This is a genomic window from Streptomyces sp. NPDC055239, assembly GCF_053606205.1.
The window spans coordinates 457,131-479,664 of sequence record NZ_JBSGRD010000001.1; the positions used below are offsets into that span (position 1 = coordinate 457,131).

Genomic DNA, 22,534 nt, shown 5'->3' on the forward strand with positions numbered 1-22,534 from the left:
TTTTGATCGATCTATTGACCGTCATCGTTCACGCGATCAGGATTCCCGTGTCCCGAACAAGAGCCGCGGGAGGCACCCACCCATGCCTGGTCGACCGAGCCGCCGCTCCCTGCTCGCCGTGACAGCCGCAGTTCCCACGGCAGGTGCTCTCAGCGCCTGTTCGGGCAGCGCGGGCAGCACGTCACGCAGCAAGGGCGGCACCACACGCGTCACCTTCTGGTCCGCACTGCGCGGAAGCCAGGAAGTGGTCGACGCGTTCAACAAGACCCACGACCGTATCCAGGTCGATTTCCAGCAGATTCCGTCGGGCGCCATGGGCGGATACGCCAAGCTCAGCAACGCCGCCCGGGCCGGAAACGCCCCCGACGTCGCCACCCTCGAATACCCCCAGGTACCGGGCTTCGCCATCGACGGCGTGGCCCGGGACATCACCTCACTGATGAGTGAGAGGCTGCGCGCCAAGCTGCTGCCGCAGGCCCTCGGCCTCACCACCTTCGAGAAGAAGGTCTACTCCGTTCCGCTCGACGTCGAGCCGATGGTGCTGCACTACCGCACCGACCTGTTCGACGAGTACGAGATCGAAGTCCCGCGCACCTGGGACGAGTTCGGCGATGCCGCCCGCACCGTACGGGACACGTCGCGCGGGAGGCGTATCGCGCTCTTCCCCACCGACGGCGGCACCCAGTTCGCCTCATGGGCGTGGCAGGCGGGCGCCCAGTGGTTCGACACCCGCGACGGCGCCTGGAACGTATCGCTCACGGACCGTCCGACCCGGAAGGTCGCGGCGTACTGGCAGCGGCTCATCGACGAGGAACTCCTGCTCGTCAATGCCTCCGAGAGCAGGCACTACGACTCCCAGCTCAGTGAGGGGCTGGTTCTCAGCCGGCTCAGCGGCGCCTGGGACGCGGGCTCGCAGATGAACGCAAGACCGGGACAGAAGGGCCAGTGGGCCATCGCCCCGCTCCCGCAGTGGGACCCCGACAACCCGGTCGTCGGCACCCACGGCGGCTCCACCTTCGCCATCACCAAGGACAGCAGGCACCCGGAAGCCGCCATGGAGTTCATCGAGTGGCAGGTCTCGCACCCCGACGCCCTGCGCGCCCGCCTCTCCAGCGGCGCCAGCAGCCAGTACCCCGCCGTGCCCGACCTGGTCCCCGTGGGCCGCAAAGCCTTCGACCGCACCTACTACTCGGGCCAGGACATCTACCAGCTCTTCGAGGAACAGGCCGAGACGATCCGCGACGGCTGGGTCTGGGGGCCGCGGATGACCGCGACCCAGCGGGTGATACAGGACGGCTTCGCCCGCGCGGGCGGCGGCAAGGGCTCGCTCATCGACGCCGTGCGCGCGGCGCAGGACGGAACCATGCCGGACCTCAAGGCCCTCGGCCTCTCCATCACGGAGCACAGCACATGAGCGGCCCGAGCGGCCCGAGAGTTCTGAGCGGCCCGAGAGTCCCGGCGCGATCGAACCCCCCGTTCGCCGACGAGCACCAGCAGAAAGGCAGGTGACCCCGATGACCACGACCGCACCCCCGGCCCGCGCAACCCGCACCCCCGAGGCCCCCGTCTCCGCCGGCCGCGCCCGTACGCGTGCGCGGCGCCGTGAACACATGGCGTGCGGCGTCCTGATGACCCCCTTCCTGATCCTGCTGGTGACGGTCTTCCTGATACCCGTCGGCATGGCCGTCTGGCTGAGCTTCTTCAGCGACGACCAGCCGGGCCTCGGCTTCGGCCCGGAACGCACGGTCTTCGTGGGCCTGCGCAGCTACACGGCCGTTCTCACCGACCCGACCTTCCTCGGCAGCCTCGGCACGGTCGTCCTCTACTGCCTGATCTACATCCCGTTCATGGTGATCGGCGCCCTCGCCCTCGCCCTCCTTCTCGACTCGGGAGTCGTACGGCTGCGCGCCTGGGCCCAGTTGGCGCTCTTCCTGCCGCACGCGGTGCCGGGCATCATCGCGGCCCTCATCTGGCTGTACCTCTACACACCAGGGCTCAGCCCGGTCGTCGACCTGCTCGCCAAGGGCGACATCACCATCGACTTCCTCGGCGTGAACACCGTCCTCCCCTCCATCGTGAACATCGCCCTGTGGAGCAACCTCGGCTACAACATGGTGATCTTCTACGCCGCCCTGCAGGCCGTACCCCGAGAAGTGATCGAGGCCGCCGTGGTCGACGGCGCGGGACCGGTGCGCACCGCACTGAGGATCAAGGCGCCCCTGGTGCGCTCCTCGATCGTCATGGTCGCCATGTTCACCCTGATCTGGGCGATGCAGCTTTTCACCGAGCCGATGCTGCTCAGCCAGTCGTCGCCGATGATCAACTCGCGCTTCTCGCCCAGCATGTACATCTACGACGCGGCCTTCACCCGCAACAACTACGGTCTCGCCGCCGCCGCTTCGGTGATCCTGCTGCTCTGCACGGTCGCCCTGTCCTACGGCGTCACCCGCTGGACCAACCGCTCCCAGAAGGAGGCCGCGCGATGAGCGCCGACACCCTCACCGCGGGCCGCCCCCGCCTCCTGGGCCGCACCGTCGTGAACACCGTGGTCGGCATCGCGGTGCTCTACACCCTGCTGCCCGTCCTGTGGCTGGTGCTCGCCGCGTCCAAGAACAGGGACGCGCTGTTCAGCAGCAACTTCTTCTCGCTGACCGACTTCTCCTTCGTGCAGAACCTGCGCGACCTGTTCGCGATGGACGGCGGGCTCTACGGCCGTTGGTACACCAACAGCCTCCTCTACGCCGTCCTGGGCGCCGCGATCAGCGCACTGGTGAGCGTCGCCTGCGGCTACGCCTTCGACAAATACCGCTTCGCGCACAAGGAGAAGGTCTTCGGCCTGGTGCTCGCCGCGGTGATGGTGCCGCAGACGGTGCTCGCCCTTCCGCTGTATCTGATGGCATCGGCCACGGGCGTCGTCGACACCTTCTGGGCGGTGTTCATACCGGTCCTCTTCAACCCGTTCGGTGTCTATCTCGGGCGGATCTTCAGCCAGGGGTACGTGCCCGACGAGGTGCTCGAAGCGGCGCGCGTCGACGGCGCGGGGGAGCTCACCACGTATGTGCGCGTCTCCCTGCGGATGCTGGGACCCGGCCTGGTGACGGTGTTCCTCTTCCAGCTCACCGCCATCTGGAACAACTTCTTCCTGCCCATGGTGATGCTCTCGGACCAGAAGCTGTATCCCGTCAGTCTGGGCCTCTACACCTGGAACAGCTCGGCCACCGTCTCGCCCGAGTACTACCCCGTGGTGATCATGGGTTCGCTCCTTGCGGTGCTGCCGCTGATCCTCGCCTTCATGCTGCTGCAACGCTTCTGGAAGTCGGGCCTCACCGCGGGCTCGGTCAAGTGAGCCATGTGAAAGGGAATCTGTTGAACAACGGCAGTCACCGTCCGCGTACCGCGCTCGCCATGGCGCGGGACGCGGCCACGGCCGTGATCGGCCCCGCGGCCCAGGCCGCACTCGGGCAGGTCAGCGATCTGGTTCCGGACACCGTCCTTGACGACTTCACCACGGAGCGGGCCCGCTCCGTGCTCCGGGACGTGGAGGTCCTGGTCACCGGCTGGGGCTGCCCGCCGCTCGACGCCGCCGCGCTCGCGGCCGCGCCCCGGCTGCGGGCCGTCGTCCACACCGCGGGGTCGGTACGCGGACACATCACCCCGGAGTGCTGGGACCGCGGCATCGAGGTGTCGTCGGCCGCCGCGGCCAACGCCCTGCCCGTCGCGGAGTACACCGTCGCCATGATCCTGCTCACCGGCAAGCAAGTCATGGAGCGTGCAAGGGAGTTCCAGCAGACGCGCCGCCGCGACGACTGGCTCAGCCTCTCGCACGGCGTGGGCAACTACGGCCGTACGGTCGGCATCCTCTCCGCCTCGATGATCGGCCGCCGCGTCATCGAACTCCTCCGCCCCTACGACCTCAACGTCCTTCTCCACGACCCGTACGTCTCCGACGAGGAGGCCAAGGCGCTCGGCGCGCGACCGGTGGGCATCGCCGAGCTGTTCGCGAGCAGCGATGTCGTCAGCGTCCACACGCCGCTGCTGCCCGCCACTCGCGGCCTTGTCAGTCGTGAGCTGATCGCCGCCATGCGCCACGAGGCGGTGCTCATCAACACGGCCCGCGGCGCGGTGCTCGACCAGGACGCCCTCACCGAAGCCGCCCTCGCAGGCCGCATCCGCGCCGTCCTCGATGTCACCGTCCCCGAAGTCCTGCCCCCCGAAAACCCGTTGTGGGAGTGCGACAACGTCATGATCACCCCTCATCTGGCCGGTTCGCAGGGCAACGAGTGGGGTCGCCTCGCGGATCTCGCCGTCGCCGAACTCGGCCGCTGGGCCGCGGGCGACGGCTTCGCCCATGCCGTACGACGCGAAAGGCTGGCCTACCTCGCATGAGCATCACCGGACTGCCCAAAATCCCCGGACTGCCTGCGGAAAACCGGGAGCTGAGCCCCTTCACCGGCTACACGCGCGAGCACTGGGAGGCCGCCGCCGACGGTCTCCTGGGCGCCGCCTGGCGGTGGGCGACGCCGCGCGGCGCCCTCCTCGACCTGCCGGGGCGGCCATCGGCCTCGGGCGTGCGGTCGGACGGTCTTGAGGGATACGCCCGTACCCTGCTCGCCGCCGCGTTCAGGGTGGCGGGCGCCGACGGCAAGGACCCGCACGGCTGGCTCGACCGGTACGCGGAAGGGCTCGACGCGGGCACCCGCACACCCGGCCGCGACGACGCCGAGTCCTGGCCGGTGATCCTGGACCACAACGTCCAGGGCCAGCCGATGGTGGAGTCCGCATCCGTCGCACTCGGACTGCGCCTCACCCGCCCCTGGCTGTGGGACCGGCTCGACAGCGACGTACAGGACAGAGCGGAAGAGTGGCTGCGCGGCGCGATCCGTCACGTTCCCGCGCCCAACAACTGGTACCTCTTCCCCTACACAGTCGCCGGATTCCTGGAGTCGGTGGGCCGGGGCGACGCGGAGACGGCCCGGGCGCGCGAGCGGGCCCTCGCACTCCTGGAGACCTGGTACCGGGGCCAGGGCTGGTACGCCGACGGGGACGGCCGCGCCTTCGACCACTACAACGGCTGGGCCCTGCACCTGTACCCGACGCTCGACGCCCACTTGGCGGACGATCAGGATCAGTCGGCTCTTCACGGCCCCCGTCTGCACGAGCACCTGGAGAGCTTCGGGCACCTCTTCGGGGCCGACGGCGCCCCGATCCACTTCGGCCGCTCCCTGACCTACCGCTTCGCCGCGGGAGCGTCCGTGGCACTCGGCGCGGTCACCGGCCACACGCCCCTGACACCGGGTACCTCGCGCCGACTCCTCAGCGGATCCCTGCGCTACTTCCTCGACCGCGGCTCCGTCGGCGCCGACGGACTGCTCAGCCTCGGCTGGCACGGCCCGCACGACGCGTCCCTTCAGCCCTACTCGGGCCCCGCTTCCCCCTACTGGGCGTCGAAGGCGTTCGTCGGTCTCCTGGCACCCGCCACCCACCCTCTGTGGACCGGCACGGAAGAACCCGCCCCCAGCGAGCGCAGCGACCAGGTCCTCGCGCTGCCCGCACCCGGCCTGCTCGTACAGAGCACCCGCGCCGACGGGATCGTACGGCTGCACAACCACGGCAGCGATCACGCGCGCCCGCACGAGGCCGAGTCGGCGGCGCACGAGGACCCGCTCTACGCCCGCCAGGCCTACTCCACGAGCACCGGTCCCACGGCACGCGGCAACACCGCGGACAATCACATCGCGGTGGAGGTGGCGGGAGTACGCAGCGCCCGCAGCCGCATCCACCCGCTGGGCGCGGGTCAGGGCGACGGCTGGGGCTGGGCCGCGTCCCGGCACACCCCGGCCTTCGTGAGCGGGCCGCCCATGGTGCCGGGCCTTCGCGTGGAGAGCGTCACCGTGGCCAAGGGGCGGCACGAACTGCGCGTACACCGCGTCGTCGGCGCACCGCACGGCGCCCGCGTCACCCACACGGGCTGGGCGACAGGGCCCGAGGAGTCCCTGCTCTCGGCGCTCCACCCCTTGCACGGCTGGACCGGCCAGGACGAACGGCGCGCGCCCCAGGGCACGGCCTTCACCCGGTGGGCCCGCTTGCCACGCCTCACGGCCGAGGCCGAGGGCACGGCGCTGTACGCGGCTCTGGCCACGCTCACGGCGGAGGCCGAACCCGCGGCCCTTGCCGAGGCGGCCACGGTGGTGAGCGCGACGGCGGACACCGTCGAGGTGCGGTGGGCGGACGACGGCTCCCTGACCCGGATCGCCTTCGCGCCGCTGAGGGTCGAGCACGGGTGATCCTGCGGATGCGTAGCCCGAGCGGCCGAACAGGCAGGTCGTGAGGGTCATGACGGAGCCGGAGCGTGGAAGCCTGCAGTTATGACCGAAAGCGCGCACCTCTATATGGCGAACCCCCGGATCACGGTCCTTGGCGTCAACCCCGGCCGACCGCCCTTCCGCATCGTGGAGCTCGACGGCGAGGTGGTCGGCGAGGCCAGGGAACTCGTCGACGTCCTTGAGGTGGCCGCACAGGTGGGTGTCGTCGTGCACGACGTGGACGACCCGGATCTGGTGCGCTGGGTGGGCGGCGACAAGTTCACCTGGAAGCCCAAGGAACCGAAGCCGACGGACCTGACGGAGCCGAAGCAGCCGAATCAGCCGGAATAGCCGAAGCGGGGCATGCCCGGCGGTCGGGGCGGTCGGGGCGGTCGGGGCGGTCGGGCTCGAGGTCGTAGATCCTGTTCAGGAGCTCGGCCTCGTTGCCCGTCAGGCCCGCGCGGCGCAGCGCCTCGTCCGCCTCCGCGATGGGACCTGCGAGCAGCGAGGCAGCCGCAGCCGGTGAGGGGCCGGACAGTGCGGCGCGTGCGGTGTGCAGCAGCCGCAAGCAGGCCTGGGCGGCGGCCAGTTCGGGGGTCGACGTGCTGGTCATGTCGAGAGCTCCTCTGCGCGGGGTCGGACGGTCCGGCGGCTCGCACCGGTGGACCCTCCACTCTTGCGCACGGGTCTGACAATCGGGTCCTACCCGGGCTTGGCGCGGCGGGTGAGCCGCAGTGTGAGGCCTTCGGGCATGAGAGTGAGGCGCTCGGCCACCCGCAGGCGGTACCCGGGATCGGCGTGCAGGTCGTAGCGGCGCAGGAGAAGGCCCAGAACCAACGTCGCCTCGTGCAGCGCGAACTGACGGCCGATGCAGGCGCGCGCACCCGTGCCGAACGGCTTGAAGACATGGGCGGGCCGCGCACGTACCGCCGAAGGGGCGAACCGGTCGGGATCGAACTGCTCGGGCCGCTCGCCCCAGGCCGCAGGATCGCGGTGCAGGAGCGTGGCGAGGACGAGCGCCCAGGCCCCCTGGCGCATGGGATGCACGCCACCGATCGTCGTGTCCCGCAGGGCCTGGCGGGAGAAGCCCGGCGCGGTCGGCCACAGCCGCAGCGACTCGTCCAGGACGCGGCGCAGATAGCGGAGCTTGGCGACCTGTTCGTACGCGGGTTCGTCCGCGGTGCCCCAGACCTTGTCCACCTCCGCCTGGGCGCGTGCCAGGACTTCGGGGGAGCGCGCGAGGTAGTGCAGGGCGAACGACAGGGCGCCCGAGGTCGTCTCGTGCCCGGCGACAAGGAAGGTGATGACCTGACGGCGGATGTTCTCGGCGGAGAGCCGCTCGCCGGTGTCGGGGTGGGCGACCTCCAGCATCCGGTCGAGCAGGTCGCCGTCACCCGGACCCGACGCGGCGCGGCGGGCGGCGACCACGTCGTCGACGGTGCGGTTGAGGTAGGCCATGTCGGCGGCGTTGCGCCGGGTGGCGCCGCGCAGCAGCAGCGGGGCGAGCGCGGGCGGTACGACGTTGCGGCGCTGGGCGTAGGAGAGCGTGCCGACCATGGCCGACACGAAGGGGTGGGGCCTTGACCGCTCGAAGGAACCGAAGTCGTGCCCGAAGCCGGTGCGGGCGATCGTCTCCAGGGTCAGCTTCGTCATGTCGCCGGGCACGTCCACGGACCGCCCGGCCTCCTCGCGCTCGTCCCAGCGGGCGGTCAGCTGCCGGGCGACGTCCAGCATCAGCGGGTGGTAGCCGGCCATCGCGTCCCGGCTGAAGCCCGGCGCGAGGATGTCGTGCGCCAGCTGCCAGTTGGGCTCGTGGTTGTACGCCGTGAACAGACCGTCCCCGGCGACCGGCCGCAGATTGGCGACCCCCAGGCCCACGTGCTTGGAGAACCGCGACTCGTCGGCGAGCTCGGCCGCGAGCTCGGCGCCCCACACGAAGACGATCTCCTTGCCGAAGGCCTTGCGGCGGAAGATGGGCCCCAGGCTGCTGCCTATCCGCATCGAGTCCTGCACGGGTGTGCGGACATGGGAGCCCAGGACATCACCGATCAGGGGCAGGCGGCGCGGCGGATGCGGAACGAGGTCGAGGCGCGGCCACCCCAGCTCGGCGCTGCGGAACCCCTTCGGGGGGCCAGCGGGTCCGGCCTGCTCAGCCACCTGCGCCATGTGCGCCATCTCCCTTGTGCCGCAGACCCATTGAGCCTGTTGTACGCGGATTCAATAAGGACCCACAGTCTGGTCCCGCTGTTGAATCCACGTCAAGTATGGTGTTTCCATGGCCGCGGAACCGCAGGAGCGCACGAACCCGCAGGAGCGCACGCGCCGCAGACTCAGCAGCGAGGAGCGCAGGGAACAGCTGCTCCAGGCGGGCGCGCGGCTCTTCGCCCAGAATCCGTACGACGACGTATGGATCGAGCGGGTGGCGGAGATCGCCGGGGTCTCACGCGGCCTGCTCTACCACTACTTCCCGACCAAGAGCGACTTCTTCGCCGCCGTGGTGCAGCGCGAGAGTCATCGCATGCTGCGCCTGACGGCGGCCGTGCCCGGAGTGCCGGTGCGCGAGCAGATCGGCACGGGCCTCGACACGTTCCTCGCGTACGTCGAATCGCACGCGGAGGGCTTCCGCGCCTTCCACCGGGCGGAGGAGACGGGCGACGCCACGGTGCGCAGGATCTACCGCGAAGGCCTGGCGGCCCACGAGGACCAGATCCTGGAAGCCCTCGCAGCGGACCCCGGGACTGCGTCCACCCCGCACGAACTTCCCACCCTACGCCTGGCCGTGCGCGGCTGGCTCGCCTTCATGGTGGCCGTCTGCCTGGAGTGGCTCGAGGAGCCGGAGCAGCTGTCTCGCGCACAGGTGCGGGACCTGTGCGCAAGAACGTTGCTGGGCGCGATCGCGCCGTGAGGTGACCTTCGCGGGATCAGGCCGCCATCGCCAGCGATCGCGTCACCGCCACCACACGTCCGTCCGGCAGCAGTTCGCCGGTGTCGTCGAAGACGATCGTGCCGTTGCAGAGCAGGCTCCAGCCCTGTTCGGGATGGGCGCGCAGGACCCGGGCCGCGACGTGGTCGGGGCTTTCTGCGGGCGGGCACGGGGGCTGGTGGGCGCACATGGTGTACCTCCGGGACGGGGGTCGCGAACCTTGTGCGCGGCCCGGTCTTGTGCGGTTTCTCCTTGTGTGAGTGAAGACTCGGCGGGAGGCATCAACTCATCGCTCGGAAAGGTTACTTGCGACCTCAGGCGGGGAGGAAACCGGCCCGGAAGTGCGACAGGAGTGTGGTACGCGCCGTGGTGTCCGCGTCGGTGCCTGTGCCGGTGCCCGCGTCCGTCAGGCGACCGGCCGCCCAGAGGAAGAAATCGTCCCCCTCCGCGTCGATCCAGTCGTACGTCGGATCGAAGGGGCCGGGATTCGGTGCGGGGTAGAGGAGTTCGAGGGCTGTTCCCCGCGCGTCCTCGACGGTGAAGCGGCGGGTGCCGTTCGGCCCGGGGGACTGATGGGCCATCACTGTCGCGCAGTTCCAGCGGCGTTGGCGGTACTGGAGCCAGAGGGTCGGTTCGACGTCGGAGGGGTCGGCGTACAGCGCCGCTGTCCCTTCGTCGCTCACGTGGACGAAGCCGTGACAGCGGCCGGACCCGGGGGAGACGAGACCCGTATGGGGGTCGAGGGCCCACGTCCGGCCGTGACGGTCGTAATCCTGAAGCAGCATGGAGGTCAGACGCGCGGCGGGATGCCGAGTTCCTGGTCGACGGCCGCGCTGGTGCGGGTCGCCGCCTCGATGACCTTGCGCCAGCTGCCGTACTTGAGGAACTGCTGTTCCGCCGTCGGGCCCAGAGGGTTGCCGTACTTCTTCATGTTCCGCTGCTCCAGAGCTTGCACCGCCTCCGGGGTCATCCCGGCGCGGGTGATGTCCTTGGCCTCGTTGCGCATGTCGACGAGGACGCGGGCGATCTCCTCGTCGGAACGCCCTTCCTCGTGCATACGGTCGGCCACGCGCTCCATGGTGTCCAGGAGCGCGTGGTAACGCAGCCGCACCTCGCGCGCCCGCTCCCGCTCCTCCGGCGTCATCTGCCGGATCAGGCAGACCGCGGGGTCCTTGCTGGTGCACGGGTCGTCCGGTGCGCGCGGCGGGGCCAGCAGGCTGGTGGCGGAGAGGGTGGGCCGCACAGGCGCGTCCGCGTGGGCGTGCGCCGGGGCGAGCAAGGGGCCACTGAGGGCGGTGAGGAGCGGGAGGAGGAAGAGGACCACGAGGCGTGGGAGGGGCCGGGTGGGGGCAGCGGCCATGAGAGGGGCACGCACGTAAGAACTCTCCTTCGTCTGGTACTTGGGACGAAGGGGACATTACGGCTCGATAACGGTCGCGGGCCGCCGCCCTCGCGGCGCGTCCGGGTGACGTGCCGGGGACGCGCCCGTGGGGCCTAACCTGCGGCCGGCCGCAGGCTCAACGCGTGCAGCGCCAACTGCATCTCGAACTGCGCCGCAGGATCGTGCAGCCGGTCGCCGAAGACCTCGTCAAGCTGCCGCAGGCGGTAGCGGACCGTCTGCGGGTGCACGGCCAGGCGCGTGGCGACCTCGCTCGCGTTGTGCCCGCACCGCAGCCAGCACAGCAGCGTCTCGGCCAGGCGCTCCCGCTGCGGTGAGCGCACCTCTTGCAGGGGCAGCAGATGCCGCTGCGCGAGGGCGTCGATCAGCGCCTCGTCATGGAAGAGCAGCAGCGTCGCCAGATGGTCGGCGCAGTGCAGCAGGCCCGCCCGGGGCAGGATGCCGCGCCGGGAAAGCTCCAGGGCGTCGAGCGCCCAGCGCAGCGAGCGAGCGCCCTCGTGCAGCGGGACCGTGGGGCCGATCACCGCACGCAGCCCTTGCAGCGCGGCGGCGATCGAGCGGGCCCGCCCCGGGCCCTCCGGGTCGGGCACCACGATGCAGCCGGGCTGCTCGGAGAAGCGCGCGAGGAACTCCGGCGGCACGATGGGCCTGACGGTCTCCGGGGTGAGGGCGTGGTCGATGACGACGACGGCCACCTCGCGCGGGATGGGCCACTGGGCGGTCTGCGCGAGATCGGCGATGGCCTCCGCCGACGCGGGAGGATCGGCGGTCAGCAGGTCGATGAGGCGGGCCCGGCGCTGCTGCAGTTCGCCCGCCGCGTGCAGCCTGGCCTCGGTGTAGCCCGCGGTCGTCGCCGCGGCCATCTCGTCCAGGTGCAGGAACAGCGCCTCGCCGAACGCGGCCAGGACGTGCCGGGGCAACAGGTCGGCGTCGACCATCGCGTTCACCCGGCGCCAGGTGACGCGCGCGCCGAGCCGCAGCGCCGACTGGAAGGAGTCGAGGCTGCGGCCCTCGTCCGCCTCGCCCCTGCCGATGTTCTGGTACGTGGCCTTCACCGACTCCCAGTCGGTGTCCGGGTGGGCCATCCGGGCCAGGAAACCCTCAAGGGCCTGTTCCACGCCCCGGTTCACGACATGCATGTACGTGTCGTTGGTCGGGCGCGCGTACTCCGGTATCTCCGTGCGGATCGCCCGCACCACCTCCGACGTGATGTCGTCGAGGAACGGTCTCACGTGATCGTGGAGGCCCGAGGGGAACGCTCTGAACGCGGCGTGCGACTCCTCTGCCGGGGTGCCCGCGGACGCGGGGCCGCCTGCCGGGGGCACCCCGGCGGGCAGCGTCGAACCGTTCACCATGGAGTGCTCCCTCTGCGCGCGGGGGACAAAGGTTTGGTGAAGATACCGCCACGGGTCCGTGGCGGCCCATCAGGGGCGGAAGGACATGATGCTGCCTCTTGTCACCCGGGTGACAAGAGGCAGCGAGTGCGAGACAACTCACGGGAGCAGACAGTTTCCGAACTCCGGCTTGCCCTCGAAGCGGTCGCCGAGCCACTTCACCGTGTCGTCCTTGGCCAGTTGATCGGTCGTCAGGTGCTCGCCGGGATAGGTCTTCCACTGGGTGGTGATGTTCGCCTTGCAGTACGCCTTGCGCGTCGCGTCCTCGGTCTCGGTCGGGATGACTTCCTCCAGCGAGCCGCGGTACTGCAGGACGGGGAAGCCGATCTCGTACGTGGCGCCGGAGCCCGCGCGGCCGATGCCGACGCCGAGCTTCTGCTCGTCGACGACCTGGCCCCACGTCCTGCCGTCGGTGCCCTTGAGCGCGTAGAGCTGCTCGAGGCTCAGCCGGTCCGTGGTGTTGTCCTCGATCTTCTGGCCCGCGAGCGTCGAGATCGTACCGAGCAGGCAGTGCGACCTGGCCTTCTTGAGCGTCTCCTTGCCCTGGTCGTTCATGAGCTCATCGAACGGCATCCGGGGGTGCGAGGAGGAGAGGCCGAGCACGGCGTCGACCAGGAAGCCCGCGAACGGGCCGCCGTCGAGCCCCTTGGCGACCACCTTCAAGTCGCCCGGCACACCGCCTGACGCGTCGCCGACGACGTTCAGTTCAGGAGCGTACGAAGCCGCCAGCTGGGCCGCCCACAGGCTGGCCGCACCGCCTTCGGAGTAGCCCCACAGGCCGACCTTCGTCTTCGGGTCGATGCCGCTGCCGGGGATCGCGGGCGCGCTGCGCACGATGTCGAGGAGCGCGTGCCCGGCGTCGGCGCCGGAGACGTACGGATGCGTCTGGCCGTCCAGATAGCCCGCGCCGTCGGTCGCGGCGACGGCGTATCCGGCCTTCAGGAGCGCCGCGATGTTCTCGCCCTCGTACTCGTCCTGGAACGCGCCCGCGAGCTGTTTCGAGAACGCGCACTGCGAACCGAGCCCCAGCGTCCCGGGGTTGAAGGCCACGACAGGACGGCTGCCCCGCCCCTCCCACCGGGCGTCCGGCACGGCGACGGTGCCGGAGACCGCGACCGCCCTGCCCGCGTTGTCCTTCGAGCTGTACTGGACCTTCCATGCGTGCATCGGGACGCTGCCCGGCACGTGGGGGAGCTGGGTGGCCCGGCAGGCGATGACGCTGCCGGGATCGGTCGGGACGGCACCGGGTACCTGGTAGATCCGCTCGTCCGGGGCGTCGCACGCCGCCGACGCGTCCGGCGTCGCGGCGGCGCCCGCCGTCAGGGTCGGCACGCCGAGACCCAGGCCCGCCAGGGCGACGGCCGCGGTCAGCGCGAGCAGCCTCTTCTTCCGTTTCGCTCGTGGCCTGCGCACGGGGTGCTCCTTCGTCTCGAGGGGAGATTGCTGTGCACGCCGTGAAGTTACGGACCAGTAACCAGGCGTCGATAGTCAGTGGAGCCACAGCCCGCCGGTCCGGAACTGTGCGTGGGGTACAAGTGGCGACCCGGCATCCTGCGCCACGATCAGGTCATGACCGAGCCACAGGTGAAGGCCCAGGACCCACGACCGTGGCTCCGTTTCTACGCCGCGGGGGTACCGCACCGCCTGCACGTCCCCGACGTCACGATCCCCGAACTGCTTGACGCGGCCGCCGGATGCCACCGCGCGCGTACCGGCTTCCGGGGGCTGCACCGCGCTGTGGGCGCGTGCGCCGACACGTTGCGGACGCTGGGCGTCCGGCACGGCGACCGGGTGGCGCTGGTACTGCCCAACTGCCCGTGGTTCGCGGTGGCGTGGCATGCGGTGCTGCGGCTCGGGGCGGTCGTGGTGGCGATCGATCCGGGGGCGTCGCGGCAGGCGTTGACGCATCAGCTGTCCGACTCCGGCGCGGTGCTGGCGATCTCCGGTGACTTCGCGGGGGAGCGGCTCGACGCGGTGCGCGGCGACACGTACGTACGGGACGTCGTCACGGTCCCGGTCGACGGGGAGTGGCCGGGGAGCGGTCGTACACGGAAGACGCTCAGGCCGAAGGCGGTTGGTGTCGGGCCGGAGCCGCGCGATCCGGCAGTCCTCGCGTACGTCGCCGCCGACGGGCCCGCGGCCATGCTCACGCACGCGAACCTGGTCGCGGCGGCCCACCAACTCGCTCAGTGGCATCCGCGGTTGCGTGACGGGCACGAGACCGCTCTGGCCGTCACGCCCCTGTGGCGGCCGCACGGACTGCTGTTCGGCCTGACCGCCCCGCTGCTCACCGGGACGCGTACCGTCCTCCTGCCGGACCCCGAACCCCAGGCACTGTTGCGCACAGCGCGCCGCCGCAAGGTGACCCTCCTGTCGGCCGAACCCGATGACTGCCGACGCCTTCTCGCGCGCCCCGCCCATGAGTTGGAGGCCCTCGCCTCGGTGCGGACCTGGCTGACCGACGGCCTTGACGCCGACACCGCCGACCGCATCCGGGACTCGGTGGACGCCGTGCTCGTCGAGGGCTACGGCATCCCCGAAGCCGCGGGCGCCGTCCTCGCCAATCCGCGCGGCGCCAACGCCAGGCCCGGCACGTCCGGCCTGCCGCTGCCCGGCACCGAGGTCCGCATCGGCCGGGAGGGAAATCCGGGGATCGGGCTGCCCCCGGGGCACGCGGGCGAACTCTTGGTGAGGGGCCCGCAGGTGTGCGCGGGGTACTGGGACGATCCGGCGGAGACGGGGCGGCGGCTGCTGCCGGACGGGTGGCTGCGTACGGGGGATGTCGCGGTCATCGGCCCGGACGGCTATGTGACCGTCATCGGAGCAGCCGACGCCGCCCCGGGTGTCGCGCCACACCCTTGATGCGGACCGAATCGGTGTCGGTGGTGCCGGTACCCCGCCGGTGGCGAGCAGGCCGACGCAGCGTGACGGCGGTGACGACTGCCCCCAACAGGACGCACAGTGCTGCCAGTTGAAGACCCGTGTCGTAGCCGTCCAGAAAGGCGCTGCGCGGATCGGCGCCGTCCCGCAGTGCCGTGCGCTCCGTGCGGGTGAGGACCACGCCGACAAGAACCACCCCGAACACCCCGGAGATCTCACGGGCCGCACTCACCAGGCCCGAAGCCATTCCGGTGCGCGTCGCGGGGACATCGGCGACGGAACGTACCGTCAGTGGAGTCGTCAGGGCCGACCCCGCGCCGATGAGGAGCAGCCCCGGCTGCAGATCCCAGTACTGTGCGTGCAGCCCCGTCCCCGACACCCACACGAGTCCGCCCGCGACAAGGACGAGCCCACCGGCGATCGACCAGTGCGCCCCCATGGCCTTGGCCGCACGCTCGGCGAACGGCGTCGTCACGAGCAGCGCACCGGCCAGCGGCAGGAAGGCAAGACCGGCCTTGGTGGGAGAGAAGCCGAGCACGCGCTGGAGGTAGAGCGCGGTGAAGAAGAACACGCCGTTGACGCCGATGCCCCACAGCACCTGAGCCGCCGCGCCGCCGCTCAGGGAACGGTTGCGCAGCAGCCGCAGATCCACCAGGGGCAGAAACGTCCGCGACTCGACGACGAGGAACGCGATCCCGGTGGCTGCCGAGAGCCAGAGGCAGAGCGGCACGGGCGGGGTGCTGAAACTGTGCTCGCCGCCCCTGACCAGGCCGTACGTGAGGAGGAAGAGCGAGGTCGTGGAGAGCGCGACGCCCGGCAGATCGAGGAGCGGCAGCAGCCCGTGCCGCACGCGGGTGACAGCGCCGGGGACGGCGGGCACCAGGAGCAGGGCGAGGACGCCGAAGGGGACGTTGAGCAGGAACACCCAGCTCCAGTCCCACCGTTCGGTGACGAAACCGCCCACCACGGGGCCGAGCGCGAGGGCGACAGCGAGCGCAGCCGTCCACAGGCCGACCGCCATGGCGCGCCTGCGGGCGGGCAGATCGGCGGCGACCACCGCGAGCGAGGCCGGGATGACGAGGGCCGCACCCACGCCCTGCACCGTGCGCGCCGCGATGAGCGTCCCGCCGCTGTCCGCGAGGGCGGCGGCCAGGGAAGCCGTGGTGAAGATGACGATCCCCGCCGCGAGTACCACCCGCCTGCCGAGCAGATCCGTGAGCCTGCCCCCGGCCGGAAGGAGCGAGCCGAAGCTCAGTACGTAGCTGGTGGCCACCCACTCCAGGTCGGTGACCGTCAGGCCGAGGTCGCGCTGCACGGTCGGCAGCGCGACGTTGATGACGGTGTTGTCCAGGGTCGTGATGAACCCGGCCAGGGCGAGCATCGCCAGAAGAGCGGTCAGCCTGCCTCGGCCCACGTGCGGCTCCTCTCGACGGATCGATCGCGATGCGGTCCCGCTGCCGAACGTGACGCGGTTCCGCTGCCGGATTCTCCGGGGCCGCGGCGGTCGTTGCTGCTGCCGTTGACGCCGAATCCGGTGCGGGGACTTGTCAGTGAAGTGACAGAGGGTGTCAGACGATCTGTCAGCAAGCCGTCTTACTCACGGGTCACATCCGGGCGGAACCTGGTTCACCGCTCATCCCGGTCTCTGCCGAGCCCCGTCCCAGTACCCGCCGAGCCCCGTCCCAGTACCCGCCGAGCCCCGTCCCGGTCCCCGCGCCGTCCAGTTGGAGCCGCCATGTCCAGCACCCAGACCCTCCAGCCGCCCGAAGGCCCGCTACTGACCGACCACTTGGCGCACTGGGCGTCCGCCCGCCCGCACCAACGGGCCTTCACCTACGTGGAGTTCCCCGAACCCTCGTCGCCCGGCCTGCACCACACCCTCGGCTGGCAGGGCCTGGACACCCGCGCCCGCGCGCTCGCCGGACGGATCGCGGCGAGCGCGGGTCCCGGCGAGCGAGCGGCCCTGCTGCTTCCGCAGGGACTCGACTACACGGCGGCATTCCTGGGCTGTCTCTACGCGGGGGTGATCGCGGTGCCGCTTTTCGGCCCCGAACTGCCTGGCCATGAAGGCAGGTTGGCGGCCGTCCTCGCCGACTGCGAGCCCGCGTGCGTCCTTGCCGAATCGGGCACCGCCGCCGGGGTCGCGCGCTTCATGACGGAGCAGGGGCTGCCGCCGGTGCCGCTGGTCCTGGTGGACCGGCCGAGCGAGCGGGCCACCGTCGCCCTTCCGGAGCGGCTCGCACCGGACGACATCGCCTACCTCCAGTACACCTCAGGGTCCACACGCAGCCCGGCGGGCGTCGTGATCAGCCACGCCAACGTGGTGGCCAACGCCCGTCAGGCCATCGACGCCTTCGCGGCCGACGCGGCGAGCAACACGACGGTCGGCTGGCTGCCGCTCTTCCACGACATGGGTCTCGTCCTGAGCGTGGCCGCACCCGTCGTCGGCGGCTTCCCCTCGGTCCTCATGGACCCGGTCGCCTTCCTGGAGCACCCGGTGCGCTGGCTGCGGCTGCTCGCCGCGTACCCCGGGACGATCAGCGCGGCACCCAACTTCGCCTACGACTACTGCGCGAGCAGGATCGACAGGGACGAGGCCGCCGAACTGCGCCTCGACCGCGTCAAGGTCCTCATCAACGGCAGCGAACCCGTACGCCCCGGCACGGTCGACCGCTTCCGCGACGCGTTCGCCGACGCGGGACTCGCGCCCGAGGCGCACTGCCCGGCGTACGGCCTGGCCGAGGCCACCGTGTTCGTGACGACCGACACGTTCACCGCGCCGCCCACGGTCCTGGCGTGCAATCCGCTCGCCCTGTCCGAAGGGCGGCTCGAAGCGAGGGAGCCGACGGCTCCGGAAGCGACGCACCTGGTCGCCTGCGGCACCCCGGCGGGGCAGGAGCTGCGCATCGCCGACCCGGCGACCGGCGCCCCGGTGGGGCCTGGTGAGGTCGGCGAGATCCTGCTGCGCGGACCCAACATCGGCCTCTCCTACTGGAAGCGCGGCGTGCTCTCCGACGAGGTGTTCGGCGTCCGCACGGCCGGTGGCGCGCAGGACGAGGGCAAGGCGGGCTGGCTGCGCACCGGGGATCTCGGCGCGCTCCACGACGGACTGCTGTACGTCACCGGGCGGCTCAAGGACCTGATCATCGTGGACGGCCGGAACCACTATCCCCAGGACATCGAGGAGACCGTGCAGTCGGCCGTCGACCTCGTACGCCGCGACCGGCTCGCCGCGTTCTGCGTGCCCTGGACGGGTACCGAGACCGACGTCCTGGTCGTCGCCGCCGAGCACCGGCGCGGCGCCGAGCCCACGGAACAGGACCGAATCGCCGCGCTGCGCACTGCCACGGCCGCCGTATCGGCCCGGCACGGACTGCGTATCGCCGAACTCCTCCTCATCCCGCCGGGCTCGCTGCCGAGGACGAGCAGCGGCAAGGTCGCCAGAGCGGCGGGCCGGGCGCACTACCTGCGCGGCGCCTTCGGTTCCCTCGGTGAGGGAGACCGGAGCGGCGTGGAGAGCGCGCGATGAGCGGGGCTGGCCACACGGAGATCCGGGCGATCCGGGCCGTCGTCATCGAGAGCTTGAGTGCCTGGTACGGCCTGGCCGCGGAGGAGATCGCCGACGACCGCCCGCTCGCGGAGCTCGGCCTCACCTCCCGTGACGCGGTCGTCCTGACGGCGCGCCTCAGCGATCTCGCGGGTACGCGACTGCCCGCGACGCTGCTCTGGGAGGCGTCGACGATCGGCGCGCTCGCGGAGCGGGTGGCGCGCGGCGAACCGGAGCACGGTGGTGCACCCGCACGGCCGGATGCGCCGGTCACGGCGGGCGATTCACCCGTCGCGGTCATCGGCATCGGCTGCCGGCTGCCCGGCGACGTCACCTCGCCCGCCGCCTTCTGGCGGCTCCTGAGCGAGGGACGTGACGCCGTGGGCAGCGTCGGCGACGACCGCTGGGTGCCTTTCGTGCGGGAGGGGACGAGTCTGCCGGACGACATCAGCAGACACGGCGGCTTCCTCGGCGACGGGGGCATCGACGACGTGGCGGGCTTCGACGCCGAGTTCTTCGGCATCGGGGCGGACGAGGCCACCGCCATGGACCCGCAGCAGCGCATGCTCCTGGAGGTCGCCCGCGAGGCCGTCGACCACGCGGCGCTGCCCGCGCCGTCCCTCGCGGGCACCCGCACCGGCGTCTTCGTCGGCATCAGCGGCAACGAATACGCCCATCTCACCACCGCGGACCCGGAGTCGATCGGCGCCTGGACCCCGCCCGGCGCGGCCCTGAGCATCGCCGCGAACCGTCTCTCCTACCTCCTTGACCTGCGCGGCCCGAGCATGGCCGTCGACACGGCGTGCTCCTCCTCGCTCGTCGCCGTGCACCACGCGGTACGCAGCCTCGGCGCGGGGGAGAGCGACCTGGCGCTCGCCGCCGGGGTCAACCTGCTCCTTTCCCCCGCCGTGACACTCGGCTTCCAGCGTGCGGGGGCGCTGGCCGCCGACGGCCGGTGCAAGGCGTTCGACGCGTCGGCCGACGGCATGGTGCGCGGCGAGGGCTGCGGAGTCGTCGTCCTCAAGCGCCTCGCGGACGCCGAGCGCGACGGCGACCGCGTCCTCGCCGTCATCGAGTCCACCGCCGTCAACTCCGACGGCCGCTCCAACGGACTCACGGCCCCCAGCGCACAGGCCCAGCGCACACTCCTGGAGCAGAGCCACGGCGCCGGGCCCACGGTCGTGGACTACGTCGAGGCACACGGCACGGGCACGGCTCTGGGCGACCCCATCGAGGCGTCCGCGCTCTCGGCCGCGCTCGGAGCGGGGCGTGGACGGGCCGCCGACCAGCCGCTGCTCATCGGCTCGGTGAAGACGAACATCGGCCATCTGGAGGCCGCGGCGGGCATCGCGGGGCTCATCAAGACGGTCCTCGCCCTGCACCACGACGAGATCCCGCCCCATCTGCACTTCACCGCCCCCGGCGCGCACGCCGACCTCGACACCCTGGGCCTGCGCGTCGTCACGGGCCCCGAGCCGTGGCCCCGCTACTCGGGCACCGCACGGGCGGGCGTCTCGGCGTTCGGCTTCGGCGGCACGAACGCTCACGTGGTCCTCGCCGAACACGGCGTGCCGCGCGGCGCACGCCCGCGGGCCATCGGCCCCGCCGTCGCCCTGCTCGACGGCGTCACCGAGGACCGCGTACGCACGTACGCGGGCGAGTTGGCCGCATGGCTGCAAGGGCCCGAAAGCCGCTCCGTCCGCCCCGAGGACCTCGCCCGCACTCTGGTGGGCCGCGTCGGGCGTGGCCGCCACAGGGCGGCGGTCGTCGCGCGCGGCAGGGAGGAACTGACCACGGCGCTGACTCGCCTGTCCGGGCGGGAGCCCGATGGGCGGGTGGTGGTCGGGACGTCCGCGTCGTCGTCCGGGGCCGGTCCCGGTGCGGTGTGGGTGTTCTCCGGGTACGGGTCGCAATGGGCCGGGATGGGAAGTGAACTCCTCGCCGCCGAGACGGAGTTCGCCGCAGCCGTCGACCGCCTTGAGCCGCTCCTGCGCGACCAGGCCGGCATTTCCCTGCGGGGCTGCATGGATCCCGCCGCCGAGCTGACCTCGCCCGCCGTCGTCATGCCCGCCCTCTACGGGATGCAGGTCGCCCTCGCCGAACTGTGGAAGTCGTACGGCTTTGAGCCCGCCGCCGTGATCGGCCACTCCATGGGGGAGATCGCCGCGGCAGTCGTCTGCGGCGCCCTCGACGTGGCGACAGGCGCGCGCGTCATCGCGATCCGGTCGCGGCTCCTCGCCGGGCTCACGGGCGGCGCCATGGCCGTGGTGGACCGCCCCGGCGAGCACATCGAGGCCCTGACCGCCGACTTCCGCACGCTCCAGGTCGCCGTGCACGCGTCCCCGGCGCAGAGTGTGGTCACCGGATCGGCCGACGACGTGCGCGGCCTCATCGACCACGTCACCAGGGAGGGCGGCTTCGCCCGCTCCCTGCGCGTCACAGGCGCCGGACACTCGTCCCACGTCGACCCGCTGCTCGACGAGTTCACCCAAGAACTCGGCACCGTGCGGCACGCGCGACCCGCCTTCCGCCGCTACTCCACCGTCCTGGCAGACCCGCGCGACCCCGCGCCCTGCGACGCCGACTACTGGGTGGCCAACCTGCGGCGCCCCGTCCGCTTCAGCCAGGCGGTGCGCGCCGCCGCCGACGACGGTCACCGGGTGTTCGTCGAAGTGGCCCCGCACCCGACGCAGTTGCACCCGCTGACCGAGACGCTGCGGGACGCGGGCGCCGACGGCTCGCTGATTCTTCCTACCCTGCACCGCGACACCGACGACGCGCTCACCTTCCGTACGTCCCTTGCTTCGCTGCTCGTGAGGGGCGTGGACGTTCCCGCACCCCGCCGGAGCCTGCATCCGGGCGCGCGCATCGCCGACGTACCCCCACCGCGCTGGCGTCATCGCCGCTTCTGGGCGGGGCAGGAGCCCGGCCCGCAGGAGCCGCCACGTCACGTGCCGGCTCCCGCCCGCGTCACAGGTCCGCTCGACCGCCTCCGCGTCTGCGTCGCCGACGTCATGGGCTACACCCCCGACCGCATCGACGCCGACACCCCCCTCACCGACCTGGGCCTCGACTCGCTCACGGCGGCACGCGTCCGGGCCGCGGTGGAACGGGAGTTCGGGGTGGAGGTGGAGCCGGGGGTCTTGCTGCGGCAGGCGACGTTGAGAGGGGTCGCGGAGCTGCTGCCGGGCGCACGTCCCGCCCGGCGCCACGAGGTGGAGCCCGCCTTGCCACGGTCGGGAAGCGAGGCGGCAGGGGAGGCGGCAGGGGAGACGCATAGGGAGGGCCCCCTGCGCGTCCTCGCGGACAGGGCCGACGGCACCCCCCTCTTCCTGGCCCACGCCGCAGGCGGCACATCCGAGGTGTACGCACGCCTCGCCGAGCGTCTGTCCGGGACCCGTCCCGTCCACGGCTTCGACAGACTGACCACTCCCGAGGACCTCAAGACCCGAGCAGAGCACTTCGCGGAACGCATCCGTGACGTTTCTCCCAACGGGCCGTGGATCGTGGGCGGTTGGTCCTACGGAGGCCTTCTCGCCCAGGAGGCCGCGAGGCTCCTCGCGCCGCACGGCACCGTCAGGGCCCTGGTCCTCCTCGACTCCGTACTGCCCCTGCCCGCGCCCCCGGGCCTGACCCCCGTGGAGGAAGCCCACCGCCGCTACGCCGATTTCGCCACGTACATAGCCCGCACCTACCGCACCCATCTCCCCCTGCCCTTCGAGGAACTGGCACGCCTTGACGACGCCGAGCAGATCGCCCTCGTCATGAAACTCCTCGAGCAGGCCGTCGACCTGCCCCAGGCCGTCCTCGACCACCAGCGCACCTCCGCTCTCGACCTCCGCAGCGGCGAACGCCACACGCCAGGCCCTTACGCGGGCCGGACCCTCCTCTACCGGGCGACCGAACCGGCCCCGCACACCGTGCGCGACATCCGCTACGAACGGGACGACGAAAGCCTCGGCTGGGACGCCCACTGCACCGACCTCACGGTCACCCCGCTGCCGGGCCACCACCTCTCCCTGCTCGACCCCCCGGTCGTGGACACGCTCGCGGAACTCCTGACCCGCGACCTGCCTCAGCCCTGACCTG

The 22,534-nt window shown here is 71.5% G+C and carries 18 protein-coding genes; 10 read left to right on the top strand and 8 right to left on the bottom strand.

Annotation, left to right across the window (positions count from 1 at the left end):
- Positions 1-82: 82 nt before the first annotated feature.
- From ACWFRJ_RS01940 to ACWFRJ_RS01965, 6 genes are all read left to right on the top strand, one after another.
- Positions 83-1,414 (top strand): ABC transporter substrate-binding protein, encoded by a 1,332-nt coding sequence (locus ACWFRJ_RS01940; protein ID WP_453524110.1) that lies wholly within the window; start codon positions 83-85, stop codon positions 1,412-1,414.
- A gap of 100 nt (positions 1,415-1,514) precedes the next feature.
- Positions 1,515-2,486 (top strand): carbohydrate ABC transporter permease, encoded by a 972-nt coding sequence (locus tag ACWFRJ_RS01945; protein WP_453524112.1) that lies wholly within the window; start codon positions 1,515-1,517, stop codon positions 2,484-2,486.
- Positions 2,483-3,346 (top strand): carbohydrate ABC transporter permease, encoded by an 864-nt coding sequence (locus tag ACWFRJ_RS01950; protein WP_453524115.1) that lies wholly within the window; start codon positions 2,483-2,485, stop codon positions 3,344-3,346. Before ACWFRJ_RS01945 ends, ACWFRJ_RS01950 begins: the two co-directional genes overlap by 4 nt.
- Before the next feature lie 59 nt (positions 3,347-3,405).
- Positions 3,406-4,386 carry a hydroxyacid dehydrogenase gene (locus tag ACWFRJ_RS01955; protein ID WP_453525042.1) on the top strand — a complete coding sequence of 327 codons (981 nt, stop codon included), beginning with the start codon at positions 3,406-3,408 and terminating at the stop codon, positions 4,384-4,386.
- Positions 4,383-6,284 carry a DUF2264 domain-containing protein gene (locus ACWFRJ_RS01960; protein ID WP_453524117.1) on the top strand — a complete coding sequence of 634 codons (1,902 nt, stop codon included), beginning with the start codon at positions 4,383-4,385 and terminating at the stop codon, positions 6,282-6,284. The genes ACWFRJ_RS01955 and ACWFRJ_RS01960 overlap by 4 nt, the downstream gene beginning before the upstream one ends.
- Before the next feature lie 81 nt (positions 6,285-6,365).
- Positions 6,366-6,653 carry a hypothetical protein gene (locus ACWFRJ_RS01965; RefSeq protein WP_453524120.1) on the top strand — a complete coding sequence of 96 codons (288 nt, stop codon included), beginning with the start codon at positions 6,366-6,368 and terminating at the stop codon, positions 6,651-6,653.
- On the opposite strand, the gene ACWFRJ_RS01970 is transcribed toward ACWFRJ_RS01965, so the two are convergent.
- Positions 6,583-6,915 (bottom strand): hypothetical protein, encoded by a 333-nt coding sequence (locus tag ACWFRJ_RS01970; RefSeq protein WP_453524123.1) that lies wholly within the window; start codon positions 6,913-6,915, stop codon positions 6,583-6,585. The two genes, ACWFRJ_RS01965 and ACWFRJ_RS01970, sit on opposite strands and share 71 nt — an antisense overlap.
- Positions 6,916-7,004: 89 nt before the next feature.
- A complete protein-coding gene (locus ACWFRJ_RS01975) occupies positions 7,005-8,468 on the bottom strand; it encodes a cytochrome P450 (protein ID WP_453524125.1) in 1,464 nt (487 codons plus the stop codon).
- A 109-nt stretch (positions 8,469-8,577) separates the two neighbouring features.
- On the opposite strand from ACWFRJ_RS01975, the gene ACWFRJ_RS01980 reads away from it, so the two are divergent.
- Entirely contained in the window at positions 8,578-9,207 is a 630-nt protein-coding gene (locus tag ACWFRJ_RS01980; RefSeq protein ID WP_453524128.1) for a TetR/AcrR family transcriptional regulator, read from the top strand.
- 16 nt (positions 9,208-9,223) lie between these two features.
- Here ACWFRJ_RS01980 and ACWFRJ_RS01985 read toward each other — a convergent pair whose 3' ends face one another.
- From ACWFRJ_RS01985 to ACWFRJ_RS02005, 5 genes are all read right to left on the bottom strand, one after another.
- The gene (locus ACWFRJ_RS01985; RefSeq protein ID WP_453524131.1) at positions 9,224-9,415 is read right to left on the bottom strand and encodes a DUF5999 family protein; all 192 of its coding nucleotides are present in this window, start codon (positions 9,413-9,415) and stop codon (positions 9,224-9,226) included.
- A gap of 124 nt (positions 9,416-9,539) precedes the next feature.
- Positions 9,540-10,010 carry a hypothetical protein gene (locus tag ACWFRJ_RS01990; protein WP_453524133.1) on the bottom strand — a complete coding sequence of 157 codons (471 nt, stop codon included), beginning with the start codon at positions 10,008-10,010 and terminating at the stop codon, positions 9,540-9,542.
- A gap of 5 nt (positions 10,011-10,015) precedes the next feature.
- Positions 10,016-10,600: a hypothetical protein gene (locus ACWFRJ_RS01995; RefSeq protein WP_453524136.1), complete on the bottom strand. Its 585-nt coding sequence runs from the start codon at positions 10,598-10,600 to the stop codon at positions 10,016-10,018.
- Between the two features lie 119 nt (positions 10,601-10,719).
- Positions 10,720-11,979, bottom strand: a complete 1,260-nt coding sequence (locus ACWFRJ_RS02000; protein WP_453524139.1) for a helix-turn-helix domain-containing protein — start codon at positions 11,977-11,979, stop codon at positions 10,720-10,722.
- A gap of 138 nt (positions 11,980-12,117) precedes the next feature.
- Positions 12,118-13,431 (bottom strand): lipase family protein, encoded by a 1,314-nt coding sequence (locus tag ACWFRJ_RS02005; protein ID WP_453524142.1) that lies wholly within the window; start codon positions 13,429-13,431, stop codon positions 12,118-12,120.
- 156 nt (positions 13,432-13,587) lie between these two features.
- Here ACWFRJ_RS02005 and ACWFRJ_RS02010 point away from each other — a divergent pair, with 156 nt between their 5' ends.
- Positions 13,588-14,880 carry an AMP-binding protein gene (locus ACWFRJ_RS02010; protein ID WP_453524145.1) on the top strand — a complete coding sequence of 431 codons (1,293 nt, stop codon included), beginning with the start codon at positions 13,588-13,590 and terminating at the stop codon, positions 14,878-14,880.
- Here the strand turns inward: ACWFRJ_RS02010 and ACWFRJ_RS02015 are convergent.
- Positions 14,834-16,312 (bottom strand): MFS transporter, encoded by a 1,479-nt coding sequence (locus tag ACWFRJ_RS02015; protein ID WP_453524148.1) that lies wholly within the window; start codon positions 16,310-16,312, stop codon positions 14,834-14,836. The genes ACWFRJ_RS02010 and ACWFRJ_RS02015 overlap by 47 nt on opposite strands.
- A gap of 321 nt (positions 16,313-16,633) precedes the next feature.
- On the opposite strand from ACWFRJ_RS02015, the gene ACWFRJ_RS02020 reads away from it, so the two are divergent.
- Both ACWFRJ_RS02020 and ACWFRJ_RS02025 read left to right on the top strand, forming a co-directional pair.
- The gene (locus tag ACWFRJ_RS02020) at positions 16,634-18,427 is read left to right on the top strand and encodes a fatty acyl-AMP ligase (RefSeq protein WP_453524151.1); all 1,794 of its coding nucleotides are present in this window, start codon (positions 16,634-16,636) and stop codon (positions 18,425-18,427) included.
- Positions 18,424-22,530, top strand: coding sequence for an acyltransferase domain-containing protein (locus ACWFRJ_RS02025; protein ID WP_453524154.1), 4,107 nt, complete (start codon positions 18,424-18,426; stop codon positions 22,528-22,530). Before ACWFRJ_RS02020 ends, ACWFRJ_RS02025 begins: the two co-directional genes overlap by 4 nt.
- Positions 22,531-22,534: the final 4 nt, after the last annotated feature.

Excerpts from the sequence above, each read along its gene's own strand:
- ACWFRJ_RS01940 (WP_453524110.1), top strand. The coding sequence starts at position 83 with ATGCCTGGTCGACCGAGCCGCCGCTCCCTGCTCGCCGTGACAGCCGCA.
- ACWFRJ_RS01945 (WP_453524112.1), top strand. The coding sequence starts at position 1,515 with ATGACCACGACCGCACCCCCGGCCCGCGCAACCCGCACCCCCGAGGCC.
- ACWFRJ_RS01950 (WP_453524115.1), top strand. The coding sequence starts at position 2,483 with ATGAGCGCCGACACCCTCACCGCGGGCCGCCCCCGCCTCCTGGGCCGC.
- ACWFRJ_RS01955 (WP_453525042.1), top strand. The coding sequence starts at position 3,406 with ATGGCGCGGGACGCGGCCACGGCCGTGATCGGCCCCGCGGCCCAGGCC.
- ACWFRJ_RS01960 (WP_453524117.1), top strand. The coding sequence starts at position 4,383 with ATGAGCATCACCGGACTGCCCAAAATCCCCGGACTGCCTGCGGAAAAC.
- ACWFRJ_RS01965 (WP_453524120.1), top strand. The coding sequence starts at position 6,366 with ATGACCGAAAGCGCGCACCTCTATATGGCGAACCCCCGGATCACGGTC.
- ACWFRJ_RS01970 (WP_453524123.1), bottom strand. The coding sequence starts at position 6,915 with ATGACCAGCACGTCGACCCCCGAACTGGCCGCCGCCCAGGCCTGCTTG.
- ACWFRJ_RS01975 (WP_453524125.1), bottom strand. The coding sequence starts at position 8,468 with ATGGCGCAGGTGGCTGAGCAGGCCGGACCCGCTGGCCCCCCGAAGGGG.
- ACWFRJ_RS01980 (WP_453524128.1), top strand. The coding sequence starts at position 8,578 with ATGGCCGCGGAACCGCAGGAGCGCACGAACCCGCAGGAGCGCACGCGC.
- ACWFRJ_RS01985 (WP_453524131.1), bottom strand. The coding sequence starts at position 9,415 with ATGTGCGCCCACCAGCCCCCGTGCCCGCCCGCAGAAAGCCCCGACCAC.
- ACWFRJ_RS01990 (WP_453524133.1), bottom strand. The coding sequence starts at position 10,010 with ATGCTGCTTCAGGATTACGACCGTCACGGCCGGACGTGGGCCCTCGAC.
- ACWFRJ_RS02000 (WP_453524139.1), bottom strand. The coding sequence starts at position 11,979 with ATGGTGAACGGTTCGACGCTGCCCGCCGGGGTGCCCCCGGCAGGCGGC.
- ACWFRJ_RS02010 (WP_453524145.1), top strand. The coding sequence starts at position 13,588 with ATGACCGAGCCACAGGTGAAGGCCCAGGACCCACGACCGTGGCTCCGT.
- ACWFRJ_RS02020 (WP_453524151.1), top strand. The coding sequence starts at position 16,634 with ATGTCCAGCACCCAGACCCTCCAGCCGCCCGAAGGCCCGCTACTGACC.
- ACWFRJ_RS02025 (WP_453524154.1), top strand. The coding sequence starts at position 18,424 with ATGAGCGGGGCTGGCCACACGGAGATCCGGGCGATCCGGGCCGTCGTC.